At 72.0% G+C, this 12092-nt stretch carries 13 protein-coding genes; 8 read left to right on the forward strand and 5 right to left on the reverse strand.

From position 1 onward, the window contains the following. The first annotated feature begins 44 nt into the window (after window positions 1-44). Together Q2K19_RS27835 and Q2K19_RS27840 are read left to right on the forward strand one after the other, a co-directional pair. Window positions 45-1574 (forward strand): MFS transporter, encoded by a 1530-nt coding sequence (locus tag Q2K19_RS27835; RefSeq protein WP_302765083.1) that lies wholly within the window; start codon window positions 45-47, stop codon window positions 1572-1574. A gap of 66 nt (window positions 1575-1640) precedes the next feature. Next, the gene (locus Q2K19_RS27840; protein WP_302765084.1) at window positions 1641-1985 is read left to right on the forward strand and encodes a TraR/DksA family transcriptional regulator; all 345 of its coding nucleotides are present in this window, start codon (window positions 1641-1643) and stop codon (window positions 1983-1985) included. Between the two features lie 388 nt (window positions 1986-2373). Here Q2K19_RS27840 and pdxY read toward each other — a convergent pair whose 3' ends face one another. Together pdxY and Q2K19_RS27850 are read right to left on the reverse strand one after the other, a co-directional pair. Further along, a complete protein-coding gene (gene pdxY, locus Q2K19_RS27845; protein WP_302765085.1) occupies window positions 2374-3225 on the reverse strand; it encodes a pyridoxal kinase PdxY in 852 nt (283 codons plus the stop codon). 37 nt (window positions 3226-3262) lie between these two features. Beyond that, the gene (locus Q2K19_RS27850) at window positions 3263-3835 is read right to left on the reverse strand and encodes a GNAT family N-acetyltransferase (protein WP_302765086.1); all 573 of its coding nucleotides are present in this window, start codon (window positions 3833-3835) and stop codon (window positions 3263-3265) included. 172 nt (window positions 3836-4007) lie between these two features. Here Q2K19_RS27850 and Q2K19_RS27855 point away from each other — a divergent pair, with 172 nt between their 5' ends. Both Q2K19_RS27855 and Q2K19_RS27860 read left to right on the forward strand, forming a co-directional pair. Then, window positions 4008-5426 (forward strand): OFA family MFS transporter, encoded by a 1419-nt coding sequence (locus Q2K19_RS27855; protein ID WP_302765087.1) that lies wholly within the window; start codon window positions 4008-4010, stop codon window positions 5424-5426. Further along, on the forward strand, window positions 5423-5545 hold the full coding sequence (locus Q2K19_RS27860; protein WP_302765088.1) for an MFS transporter small subunit: 123 nt from the start codon (window positions 5423-5425) through the stop codon (window positions 5543-5545). Before Q2K19_RS27855 ends, Q2K19_RS27860 begins: the two co-directional genes overlap by 4 nt. Window positions 5546-5595: 50 nt before the next feature. Here Q2K19_RS27860 and Q2K19_RS27865 read toward each other — a convergent pair whose 3' ends face one another. Further along, a complete protein-coding gene (locus Q2K19_RS27865) occupies window positions 5596-6324 on the reverse strand; it encodes an SDR family NAD(P)-dependent oxidoreductase (protein WP_302765089.1) in 729 nt (242 codons plus the stop codon). A 79-nt stretch (window positions 6325-6403) separates the two neighbouring features. Here Q2K19_RS27865 and Q2K19_RS27870 point away from each other — a divergent pair, with 79 nt between their 5' ends. The 4 genes from Q2K19_RS27870 (at window position 6404) to Q2K19_RS27885 (ending at window position 9558) form a co-directional block, all read left to right on the forward strand. Further along, on the forward strand, window positions 6404-7231 hold the full coding sequence (locus tag Q2K19_RS27870) for a patatin-like phospholipase family protein (protein ID WP_302765090.1): 828 nt from the start codon (window positions 6404-6406) through the stop codon (window positions 7229-7231). Between the two features lie 42 nt (window positions 7232-7273). Further along, entirely contained in the window at window positions 7274-7732 is a 459-nt protein-coding gene (locus tag Q2K19_RS27875) for a peroxiredoxin (protein WP_302765091.1), read from the forward strand. 66 nt (window positions 7733-7798) lie between these two features. After that, window positions 7799-8476 (forward strand): hypothetical protein, encoded by a 678-nt coding sequence (locus tag Q2K19_RS27880; RefSeq protein WP_302772778.1) that lies wholly within the window; start codon window positions 7799-7801, stop codon window positions 8474-8476. A gap of 191 nt (window positions 8477-8667) precedes the next feature. After that, window positions 8668-9558, forward strand: coding sequence for a GNAT family N-acetyltransferase (locus Q2K19_RS27885; protein ID WP_302765092.1), 891 nt, complete (start codon window positions 8668-8670; stop codon window positions 9556-9558). Window positions 9559-9625: 67 nt separating this feature from the next. Here Q2K19_RS27885 and cydB read toward each other — a convergent pair whose 3' ends face one another. Next, window positions 9626-10624, reverse strand: coding sequence for a cytochrome d ubiquinol oxidase subunit II (cydB, locus tag Q2K19_RS27890; RefSeq protein ID WP_302765093.1), 999 nt, complete (start codon window positions 10622-10624; stop codon window positions 9626-9628). A 15-nt stretch (window positions 10625-10639) separates the two neighbouring features. Beyond that, complete coding sequence (locus tag Q2K19_RS27895; RefSeq protein ID WP_302772779.1) at window positions 10640-12052, reverse strand: cytochrome ubiquinol oxidase subunit I; 1413 nt, start codon at window positions 12050-12052, stop codon at window positions 10640-10642. Window positions 12053-12092: the final 40 nt, after the last annotated feature.

The raw sequence follows: 12092 nt of genomic DNA on the forward strand, positions 1-12092 counted from the left end.
AGCTTCCTTATATCAGGTTCCTTAGTCGAACGGACGATGGTCTCATGGCCGTAGCAGCACTGTCGCCGACCGCGTCTCGCACGTCCGGCGCGAACCGGTCCAGCCGGACGGCAACGACGGTGGTCCTGGCCTGCCTGGGCGTCTTCTGCGCATATCTCCAGATCAGCGCGATCTCGGTCAGCCTGGCCACCATCGGCCGGGATCTGCATGCCTCGACCACGGCACTGCAGTGGGTGTTCGACGCCTTCACCATCCCGGTTGCCGCCCTCGTGCTCAGCTTCGGTGTCCTCGGCGACCTCGCCGGCCGAAAGCGCATCGCCATCGCCGGTCTCGCACTCACCGTCACCGGCAACCTGATCAGTCTCCTCGCACCCGGCACCGGCGTACTGCTGACCGGACGGGCCATCGCGGGTGTCGGAGCCGCCGCCCTGCTACCCGCCACCCTCGCGCTGATCACGCACGCCGTACCCGAACCCGCCCGGCGCGGGCACTACGTCGCGTTCTGGACCGGCGCCCTCAACGTGGGCCTCGCCGTCGGCCCGTTCATCGCCGGCGTGCTCCTGGCGCACGCCTCGTGGCGCTGGGTCTTCCTGCCGGTGACGCTGGTGCCCCTGGCCGTACTGATCCTCAGCGCCTGCCTGCTCGAAGACTCACGTGCCGCGGAAGGCCGCCGCCTGGACGTCCCCGGCCAGATCCTGGCCGCGGCCGGCATCTTCGCGCTGATCTACGGCGTGATCGAGGGCGGCCAGCAGGGCTGGACCAGCCCGCAGGCCCTCGTTGCACTGCCACTCGCCGCCCTGGTCCTGACCGGATTCGTACTCGTCGAACAGCGCAGCCCCTCGCCTATGCTGCGCCCGCAACTGTTCCGCTCCCCGGCGTTCCTCGCCTCGGTCCTGGCCGGCCTGCTGGCCATGTTCAGCCTCATCGGCTCGAACTTCGTTCTCAGCCTCTTCCTCGGCGCGGTGCAACGGTTGACGCCGTTTGGCATCGCACTGCGGCTGCTGTGCCTGTACGGCGCGGTACTCGTCACCGGGCAACTCGCGGGCCGTGTCCTGGCCCGCACCGGCCCGCGCACGCCGCTGATCAGCGGGCTGCTGCTGGCGGGCGTGGGCCTGTTCACCCTGCGCGGCGTCCAGCCCGACAGCTCCCTGGCCGACCTGGGATGGCGCCTGGCCCTGCTCGGCCTGGGCTTCGGGCTCGTGCTCACCTCCGTGACAGCCGCCGCCGTCAACGCCGTCCCCCGCCACCTCGCCGGCATGGCCAGTGCCGCCATCAACACCTTCCGGCAGGTGGGTGCCGCCCTCGGCCCCGCGATTCTCGGCGTCATCCTCACGACCGCGACCACGTCCCACCTGACGACCGGCGCCGCGTCCATCAGCCCCGGTGCCTTCCACACGCTGGCCCAGGAAGGACTCGGCGGACTCACCCGCCTGACCGTTTCCCCCGCGGGCCAGGCCGCCATCGGCCACAGCGCCGCGAGCGCGATCCACACCTGCGCCACCGTCAGCGGATGCGGAATGCTCCTGGCCGCACTCCTCGTCGCCACCCTGATGCCGCGCCGCACCCACGACTAGCAGGACCCCAGGTTGCCGGGGCGGTACCCGGGGGAATGAGAGCAGCACACGACGGTGGAGGTCGGTATGCATGACGCGGAATCGCCTCGGGAGGCGTTGCAACGCGCACGGCACGAGACCGAGCTGCAGATTGCGGCACTGACCCGCGACCTGACCGGGGTCATCGACGCCTCCCGCTCCTCCAACGCCGACGACGAACACGATCCTGAAGGCGCGACCATCGCGTTCGAGCGGGCGCAGGTGGCCGCGCTGCTGTCCGCCGCGCGTCGACGCCTCGCCGAGTTGGATGCCGCCGGGGAACGACTGGACGGGGGCACGTACGGCAGGTGTGAGCGATGCGGCTCACCGATCCCGGCGGAACGGCTTGCGGTACGCCCGTCCGCGCGTACCTGCGTCAGCTGCGCCCGCTGAGGCGGCCCGCCGCCAACATGACGCTGACGGACCGCGGTGATGTCCAGGCCGGCCCGCGGTGGGCCGGCCTGGACGTCGCAGCACGGCCCGGGCCGCGTCGGTGGCAAGCCGTCCGGCGCCACGCCTCCGCCGGCCCGCTCCCGCGCCAGATCCACACCACCAGGCCGAAGGTGATCCCGGCGGCTATCCACACCGCGCTCCAGAGCAGTGCCTCGCGCAGCTCGATGGCGTGGTGGTCGCGAGCCGTCCGCCGGGAGGCGGCGGTCCGGCGAACTCCGCCGCCATGCCGGTCGGCTCATCGGACGCGGCAGGATCATGACCGGGGAGGACGGGTGCTGCTCTCCCCCGCCGGGCCGCGGCGCGTGACTGGCTGATCCTGCCGATCGGGTCAGCGCAGCCGGCGGGCGGTGAACTTCGTCGGCGGGTCGGCGATCGCGTCCTGGGCGGCGATCAGCTGGAGTTCCCGGGTACCCGCCGCGAGGGTGGCCTCCAGCACGGCGAAGATCGAGTTGGTGGTCCGCTCCAGCGCCGTCTCGGGCGAATTGGTCGTGAACAGGTGGGCCAGATACAGCGCGGCGGTGATGTCGCCGCCCCCGTTCGGGCTGATCGGCAGGAGCGGCGTGGTGACCGCCCAGGCGCCGTCGTCCGACACGGCCACCACCTCCAGCGACCCCTCGGGTACGTCGCCGTGCAGCACGCTGGTGACCAGCACGTGCCGTGGCCCCGTCGCACGTACGGCGTCGACCGCCGCCAGCAGGTCCGGCAGCGTGTTGGTCGTGCGGCCCGAGAGGAACTCGAGTTCGAACTGGTTCGGGGTGATGATGTCCGCGCGCGGGACGACGGTGTCGCGGAGGTATTCGGGGATGCCGGGCCGGACGAACATGCCGCGGCCGACGTCGCCCATCACGGGGTCGCAGCAGTACACGGCGTTCGGGTTGGCCGCCTTCACCCGGTCGACGGCGTCGAGGATCACCGCGCCCATCGCCGGGTCGCCCTGGTAGCCGGAGAGGACTGCGTCGGCGGTGCCGAGGACGCCGCGGTCCTCGATGCCCGCGATGACGTCGGCGACGTCGGCCGGTGCCAGCAGCGGGCCGCGCCAGGCGCCGTACCCGGTGTGGTTGGAGAAGTGCACGGTGAGCACCGGCCAGATCTCGTGCCCGAGCCGCTGCAGTGGGAAGGCGGCAGCGGAGTTGCCGACGTGGCCGTAGGCCACCGAGGACTGGATGGACAGGATCTTCACCGGCCCATGGTCGCATTCGCCGACCGGTGGCAACCGGTCAGGTGTCGGTGCGCAGCCGGGCGTGCAGGTGCATGTCGTGCCAGCCGTCGGCGTGCCGGGCGGCGCCGCGGTTGGTGCCCTCGGCGGTGAGGCCGGCGCGGTCGGCCACCCGGCAGGAGGCCGGGTTGGCGGTGGAGTGGCGCAGCCAGAGCCGGTGCAGTCCGGCCTGGTGGAGGCTCCAGGTGGTGAGGGCGGTCAGGGCGCGGGCGGCGACGTGGTGGCCGCGGGCGGTGGGGAGCACCCAGTACGACACCTCCCCCCGTCCCTCGGCGAGGTCGATCTGGCGGAGGCTGATCTGTCCGAGGACGCCGGTGGTGTCGGTGACGGCCCAGCCGGCGCCGGTCTCGGCGTGCCAGCGGTGCGGCCAGGCGGTGAGCCAGGCGCGGGCCTCGTCGTCGGTCATGGTGCGGCAGTGCCAGCGGCGGATGTCCGGGTCGGTGTAGGCGGCGCGGACGGCGGGCAGGTCGTCGGGGCGCCAGGGGCGCAGCAGCAGGCCGTCGGCGGGGATGTCGGGTTGTGGCCGGTGGGCCAGGGCGCCGGGGGTCAGCGCCGGGGTGGTGAGCAGCGGCATGCGGTGAGCCTGCCGAACGGTCGTGCGGCGGTGCCGATCGGTGTGGGCGGCGGGTGCGGGTTGACCGTTCGGCTCAGCGTTTCGACCGTCCGGCGCGCGGTGGGTTTGACTGGAGCGTGCGGTATGGGCATGTGGCGGGAAGTTACCGCCGTTTTTTGGAGAGGAAGCACGCATGCTTTCCGCACTCGATCGTCGGCACACCGTCGCGCCGCCCGGGTACAGCCGTTGGCTGATTCCGCCGGCGGCATTGGCGATCCATCTCTGCATCGGGCAGGTCTACGCGACCAGCGTCTACAAGAATTCCCTGATCGCGCACTTCGACGCCAGTCAGACGGCGATCGGGATCATCTTCAGCATCGCCATCGTGATGCTCGGGTTGTCGGCCGCGGTGGCGGGCACCTGGGTGGAGGCGAACGGGCCGCGGAAGGCGATGTTCGTCTCGGCGTGCTTCTGGGCGGCCGGTTTCCTGGTCGGGGCGCTGGGCATCGCGACGAAGCAGTTGTGGCTGCTCTACCTGGGGTACGGGGTGCTGGGTGGGATCGGCCTGGGCATCGGGTACATCTCCCCTGTCTCGACGTTGATCAAGTGGTTCCCGGACCGGCCGGGCCTGGCGACGGGTCTGGCGATCATGGGGTTCGGGGGTGGGGCGATGGTGGCCTCTCCCCTGTCCCGGCAGTTGCTGTCGTTCTACGACGCGGGGTACGACCCGGCGAACGCGGGTTCGACGGCGTCGGGTTCGGCGCTGGTGTGGCTGTTCGTGACATTGGGCCTCGGCTACTTCGTGATCATGATGTTCGGGGTGTTCAACGTGCGGGTGCCGGCGGCGGACTGGCGGCCGGTGGGGTTCGATCCGGCGCGGGTGGCGGCGAAGCCGCTGGTGACCACGGCGAACGTGTCGGCGGCGAACGCGGTGAAGACGCGGTCGTTCTGGCTGTTGTGGGTGGTGCTGTTCTGCAACGTGACGGCGGGGATCGGGATCCTGGAGCAGGCGAGTCCGATGATCCAGGACTTCTTCCGGGACAACGGGACCTCGACGGTGTCGGTGGCCGCGGCCGGCGGGTTCGTGGGGCTGCTGTCGCTGTTCAACATGGCGGGCCGGTTCGTGTGGTCGTCGACGTCGGATGTGATCGGCCGTAAGCCGATCTACCTGGTCTATCTGGGCGTCGGGATGGTGCTGTACGTGCTGCTGGCCCTGTTCGGGCAGTTGGCGACGGCGTTGTTCGTGCTGCTGGCGTGCGTGATCCTGTCGTTCTACGGCGGTGGGTTCGCGACGGTGCCGGCGTATCTGCGGGATCTGTTCGGCACGTTCGAGGTGGGCGCGATCCACGGCCGGTTGTTGACGGCGTGGTCGGCGGCGGGGGTGGCCGGTCCGCTGATCGTGAACGCGTTCCTGGACGCGCAGGGCAAGCCGGGCACGTTGACGGCGGCGGCGTACCGGCCGGCGTTGTTCACGATGGTCGGCGTGTTGGCGGTGGGGTTCGTCGCGAACCTGTTGATCCAGCCGGTGCCGGAGCGGTTCCATGAGCCGGCGTCGGGCCGGGACGGGTCGGAGGGTACGGAGCCGGTGGCGGCGGAGAGGAGTGCGTCGTGAACGAGGTCGGTGGCGGGCAGCAGGTGCGGCTCGTGGTGTCGTGGCTGGTGGTGTCGGCGCTGTTGGGTTACGGGGTGGTGCAGACGCTGATCACGGCGATGAAGTTGTTCACCCACTAGGCGTGGGGTGTCGAGGCGGCCCGGGGGTGGACTCCCCCGGGCCGCTGTCGTCAGAGGCCACCGGCGACGCGCAGCACGGCACCGGTGGTGTAGGAGGCGTCGGGGCCGAGGAGGAAGGCGATGGTGCCGGCGATCTCGTCGGGTTCGCCGGCGCGGCCGAGCGGGACGCGTCCGGCGGCGCTGTCGGCCCGGTCGGGTACGCCGGAGAGGGCGTGGATGTCGGTGCGGACGATGCCGGGGGCGACGGCGTTGACGCGGATGCCGCGGGGGGCGAGTTCCTTGGCGAGGCCGACGGTGAGGGTGTCGGTGGCGGCCTTGACGGCGGCGTAGTGGATGTATTCGCCGGGGCTGCCGAGGGTGGCGGCGGCGGAGGAGACGTTGACGATGGCGCCGCCGCGGGTCATCGTGCGGGCGGCGTGCTGGGCGCAGAGCACGTATCCGATGAGGTTGACGTCGACGACCTGGCGCAGGTCGTCGACGCGCAGGTCGGTGAAGGGGCCGATCGGGCTGGTGATGCCGGCGTTGTTGACCAGGCCGGTGAGGGGGCCGAGGTCGGCGGCGACGTCGAAGAGGCGTTGCACCTGGTCGGGGTCGGTGGTGTCGGCGGGGACGGCGACACCGCGGCGGCCGGCGGCGTGGATGTCGGCGAGGACGGCCTTGGCGGCGGCGTGGTCGCGGCGGTAGCCGATGGCGACGTCGTGGCCGCCGGTGGCGAGCCGGCGGGCGGTGGCGGCGCCGATGCCGCGGCTTCCGCCGGTGATGATGGTGACGGAGGTCAATGCCCTCTCCCCTGCCCTGGTGGTGCGGGTGACGTTACCGTGGCCGGAACGGGGTCGGGGTGGAGAGGACGGTCACACCATGACGCGAGCGTTGGTGCTGGGTGGCGGCGGGGTGACCGGGGTGGCCTGGGAGTTGGGGCTGCTGGCGGGCCTGGCGGAGCGCGGCCTGGACCTGACGGACGCGGACGTGGTGGTGGGCACGTCGGCGGGGTCGGTGGTCGGGGCGCAGGTGTGTTCCGGGACGCCGGTGCGGGAGTTGTACGCGGCCCAGCTGCGCGCGCCGCGGGGTGAGGTGGCGGCCCGGTTGGGGGTGGGTGTGCTGCTGCGCTGGGCGTGGGCGGGCGCTCGGGGGCGGGACGAGGCGCGGGCCCGGGTCGGGGCGATGGCGCTGGCGGCGCGTACTCCGTCGGAGGCGTCGCGGCGCGCGGTCATCGAGGCGCGGTTGCCGGTCCGGGAGTGGCCGGCGCGGCGGCTGCTGGTCACGGCGGTGGACGCCGCCTCGGGCGAGTTCGTGGTGTTCGAGGCGGGCAGCGGGGTGTCGTTGGTGGACGCGGTGGGGGCGAGCTGCGCGGTGCCGGGGGTGTGGCCGCCGGTCACCATCGGCGACCGCCGGTACGTCGACGGTGGGGTGCGGTCGGCGGTGAACGCGGACCTGGCGCGGGATTCGGAGGCGGTGGTGGTGCTCGCGCCGGTGTCGTCGGGGTTCGGTCCGGCGCCGCGGTTGGCGGCGCAGGTGGCCGGATTGCGGTCGGCGGGGTCTCGGGTGGCGGTGGTGGCCCCGGTCGCGGGGGCGCGGCGGGCGATCGGCCGCAACGTGCTGGATCCGGCCCGGCGGGCGGGGGCGGCGCGGGCGGGGTTCGCGCAGGCGGCGGCGGTGGCCGGTGAGGTGGCGGCGGTCTGGGGCTGATCGCCTAGGCTCACCGCGTCGGTCTGACGGTGGAGGCGCGCGGTGGGTGTGGGTGTCGGGGATCTGGTCGAGGACTTCGCGCTGCCGGACGAGACGGGCACGGTGCGGCGGCTGTCGGAGTTCCTGGCGGCGGGTCCCGTGGTGCTGTTCTTCTACCCGGCGGCGATGACCCGCGGGTGCACGGCGGAGAGCTGCCACTTCCGGGACCTGGCGGCGGAGTTCGCGGCGGTCGGCGCGCGGCGGGTGGGGATCAGCCGGGATCCGGTGGAGAAGCAGGCGGAGTTCTCCCGGCGGCACGGTTTCGACTATCCGCTGCTGTCGGACGTCGACGGGGCGGTGGCGGAGGCGTTCGGGGTGCGGCGGCGGCTGCCGCTGGGGGCGTTGAGCACGCGCCGGATGACGTTCGTGATCGGCCCGGACCGGCGGGTCCTCGCCGTGGTGCACAGCGAGCTGAGCATGAACGAGCACGCCGACGCGGCGTTGCGCGCCCTGGGGGGTTGATCTTCCCGGTGTCGCAGCCGGCTGGTATCAAGGCTGCAGTCAAACAGGTGTACGGAAGAGGGCATGATGGCGGGCCAGGGTTTGTCCACTGACGAGGTGCAGGGGATCCGGGAGGCGTTGGCGGCGGGCCGCAAGCCGAAGGTGGTGTTCACGGCGGCGGCGGGTCAGATGGCCGGGCAGCTCGGCCAGGTGGTGGAGCTGACCGATCCGGAGGTGTCCGAGGAGTTCGTGGTGGTGCGGTTCGGCCGCGACGAGCTGCCCTTCTCCCCCGCCGACGTGGCGATTGCGCCGAAGGGCGCCGGCCGGAAGCCGGCGGAGCCGAAGCCGGAGGCCGAGCCGGCGCCGGCGGAGCCGGAGTTCGTGTTGGACACGCCGCCCGTGCCGGCGCCGCGTCGGGAGGAGCCGAAGGTGGAGCAACAGCAGGCGGAGGCCCGGCCGGCGCGGCGGGCGGTGAAGGCGGCGAAGCCGAAGAGCCCGGCCGGGCTGACGGTGACGCTGGCGTACGCCGAGGGTGAGTGGACGGTGGCGGCGCAGCAGGGCGCCAAGGCCCTGGCGAAGCCGTACGTGGTGAAGCCGGCGGAGGCGCTGCGGATGGTGGCGCTGGTGGACGTGCCGGGCGTGCAGGAGGCGGTGGAGCAGATCCTCGCCGCGGAGCGGGCCGAGGCGGAGCAGCAGGCGGAGAAGCTGCGCGCGGAGCTGGCGGAGATTGAGGCGCGGCTGGCGGAGCTGCGCGAGGCCCGCTGACCCTCGCCGCGCGCCGGCCGGGAAACGCCTCGGCTGGCGCGCGGGCCGTCTGCTACGGTTCTGCCGCGTCCTCGAACGAGGCCGGAGGGAGGTGAGTGCCATGGCACGTACGACTGTCATGCGCTCCCACCCGTCCGCGGGGACGCCGGGTTCCTGATCCGGGGAGCGCACCGCTTCCTGGAAGGACCTGCATGACCGACCTGGTCATCCGCCCGCTCGTCGCGGGCGAGGAACACCTCTTCGACACCCTTTCCGACCCGGGGCTGGTCGGGCGGGCCATACTCGGCGAGACGTACGCCGACGGCCGCTACCGCCCGGAGTGGACCTGGGTGGCCCTGCGCGACGGGAAGGTCGTGGCCCGGGCCGCCTGGTGGGCCGGGCCCGACGATCCGGCGCCGCTGGCGCTGGACTGGTTCGACTTCACCGACGCGCAGGCCGCCGTGGAGCTGCTGCGTACCGCGCCGCTGCGCGCCGAGTACTCGATCCTGCTGCCGCCCGGGTGGCGGGACGATCCGCCGGTCCACGCCCAGGCGCAGGCCCGGATCGACGCGGCGACGGCCGCCGGCCTGCGGGTGCTGGTCGAGCGGTACCGCTACCGGTGGACGTCCGACTACGGCCTGCCGGCGCGGCCCGGCCGGCTGGAGTTCCGGCCGGAGCCCGACGACGCGGTGATCCTGGACGTGCTGCGCCGCATCGGCGAGGGCAGCCTGGACGCGCACTACCGGCACGCCGCGGCCGAACACGGCCCGGACGCCGCCGCGCGGGAGGACCTGGACCTGCTGCGCTGGCTGCCGAGCCCGCGCGACTGGTGGCAGCTCGCCTGGACCCCTGGTGGGGAGCTCGCCGGCATCGTCGTGCCGGCCCGCAACCAGACCCACCACATCGTCGGGTTCGTCGGGGTGCTGCCCGGGCAGCGGGGCCACGGGTACGCCTACGACCTGCTGGTCGAGGCCACCCATCGGCTGGTCGAGGCGGGCGCGCAGGAGATCGTCGCGGCCACCGACCAGGGCAACACGCCGATGGCGGCCACCTTCGCCCGCGCCGGCTACCCGATCGCATGGGAACGCGTCGACCTGGTCTGAGACGCCCCGCGGGGCCGGTGCGACCCCCTCGCACCGGCCCCGCGCCTTCCTGCGCCCCGCAGGCTGGTCAGTGTTGCGGGATGTTCTGTACCCCGATCCGCTTGCGGAACACCCAGTAGGTCCAGCCCTGGTAGGCCAGCACGATCGGGGTGAACACCACCGCCACCCAGGTCATGATCTTCAGGGTGTAGGGGGTGGAGGCGGCGTTGCCGGCGGTCAGCGTGCCGGCGGCGTCGAGGGTGGACGGCAGCACGTTCGGGAACAGCGCGGCGAACAGGGTCGCCACCGCCAGGGCGATGGCCACGGCGGTGCCGGTGAACGCCCAGCCCTCCCGGCCTACCCGGGCGGCGGCGAGACCGCCGAGCAGGGCGAGGGCGGCGCCCACGGCGAGCACGACGGCGGCCGCGCTGGACCGGATGGTCAGCGTCCAGGTCAGGAAGGCCACCGCGACGACGGCGGTGCCGGCGCCGACCTTGACCGCGAGGGCGCCCGCGCGCTCGCGGATGTCGCCGGTGGTCTTGAGGGCGAGGAACACCGCGCCGTGGGTGAGGAACAGCCCCAGGGTGGTCACGCCGCCGAGCAGGGCGTACGGGTTGAGCAGGTCGAGCAGGCCACCGACGTACTCGTGGTCGGCGTCCAGCGGCACGCCGCGCAGGATGTTGGCGAAGGCGACGCCCCACAGGATCGCCGGCAGCAGCGAGCCGACGAAGATGGCCCGGTCCCAGCGGCGCTTCCAGGACGCCTCGGGGCGCTTGTGCCGGTATTCGAAGGCGACGCCGCGGGCGATGAGGGCGAGCAGGATCAGCAGCAGCGGCAGGTAGAAGCCGGAGAACAGGGTGGCGTACCACTCGGGGAAGGCCGCGAACATGGCGCCGCCGGCGGTGATCAGCCAGACCTCGTTGCCGTCCCAGACCGGGCCGATGGTGTTGATCAGGACGCGGCGTTCCCGGTCGTCGCGGCCGAGCACGGGCAGCAGCATGCCGACGCCGAAGTCGAAGCCTTCGAGGACGAAGTAGCCGGTGAAGAGCACGGCGACGAGGAGAAACCAGACGGTGGTCAGTTCCACGATGGGCTCCGGGGGTCAGTAGGCGAACGCCAGCGGGCGTTCGGCGTCGTCGGTGTCGTCGTCAACGGGCGCCGGGGTGACGTCGGGGACGCCGGCCTTGGCGTAGCGGAACAGCAGCTTGAACTCGATCACGGCGAGGGTGGCGTAGATCAGGGTGAACGCGGTGAAGGAGGTGAGCACCTCGGTCAGCGACACGCTGCGGGACACGCCGTTGCGGGTGAGCATCTCGCCGAAGACGATCCACGGCTGGCGGCCCATCTCGGTGAAGATCCAGCCGAAGGAGTTGGCCAGCAGCGGCAGCAGCGGCATCACCAGCCCGGCGCGCAGCAGCCACCGGCTGGTCGGGGTGCGGCCCTTGCGCTGCGTCCAGAGCACCAGCAGGGCGATCGCGGCGGCCGCCAGCCCGAAGCCGATCATGAAGCGGAAGCTCCAGTAGGTGACCGGGATGATCGGGGCGTAGTTGCCGGCGCCGTACTGGCTGGCGTACTGGGCCTGCAGGTCGTTGATGCCCTGCACGGTGCCGTTGGGGTCGCCGGTGCCGAGGAACGACAGCAGGTACGGGATCTTGAGGGCGAAGACCTCGCGGCTGCCGTCGAGGCTGCCGACGGTGAGCACGGAGAACGAGGCGGGGCTCTCGGTGGTGTAGAGGCCCTCGGCGGCGGCCATCTTCATCGGCTGCACCTCGGTCATGATCTTGCCCTGGATGTCGCCGGTGAACACCACCAGTGCCGAGGCGATCATGACCACCCAGGCGCCGAACTTGGTCGCGAACCGGTAGGCGTCGGTGTCGGCGCTGTCGCGGTTGCGGATGACGTGCCAGAGGCCGACCGCGACGATCAGCGACCCGGCCACCAGGAACGCGCCGGCCAGGGTGTGCGGGAAGGTGACCAGGGCGACCTTGTTGGTGAGCACGGCGACGAAGTCGGTCAGCTCGGCCCGACCGGTGGTGGGGTTGATCCGGTAGCCGACGGGGTTCTGCATGAACGAGTTCGCGGCCAGGATGAAGTACGCGGACAGGTTGGTGCCGATGGCGGCGGCCCAGATGGCGGCCAGGTGCAGCCGCTTGGGCAGCCGGTCCCAGCCGAAGATCCACAGCCCGATGAAGGTCGATTCGAGGAAGAACGCGACCAGGGCCTCGATGGCCAGGGGCGCGCCGAAGATGTCCCCCACGAAGCGGGAGTAGTCGCTCCAGTTCATCCCGAACTGGAACTCCTGCACGATGCCGGTGACCACGCCCATCGCGAAGTTGATCAGGAAGAGCTTGCCGTAGAACTTGGTGAGCTTGAGGTAGCGCTCGTTGCCGGTGCGGTGCCACATCGTCTGGAGGATGGCTACCAGGATGGACAGGCCGATGGTCAAGGGCACGAAGAGAAAGTGGTAGACGGTGGTGACACCGAACTGCCAGCGGGCGACGTCCAACGCGTCCACCTGGAACCCCCAGCTGTTCATACTACGAGACGTAGTAAAT

The sequence above is a fragment of the Micromonospora sp. NBRC 110009 genome (assembly GCF_030518795.1).
Taxonomy (GTDB): Bacteria; Actinomycetota; Actinomycetes; order Mycobacteriales; family Micromonosporaceae; genus Micromonospora.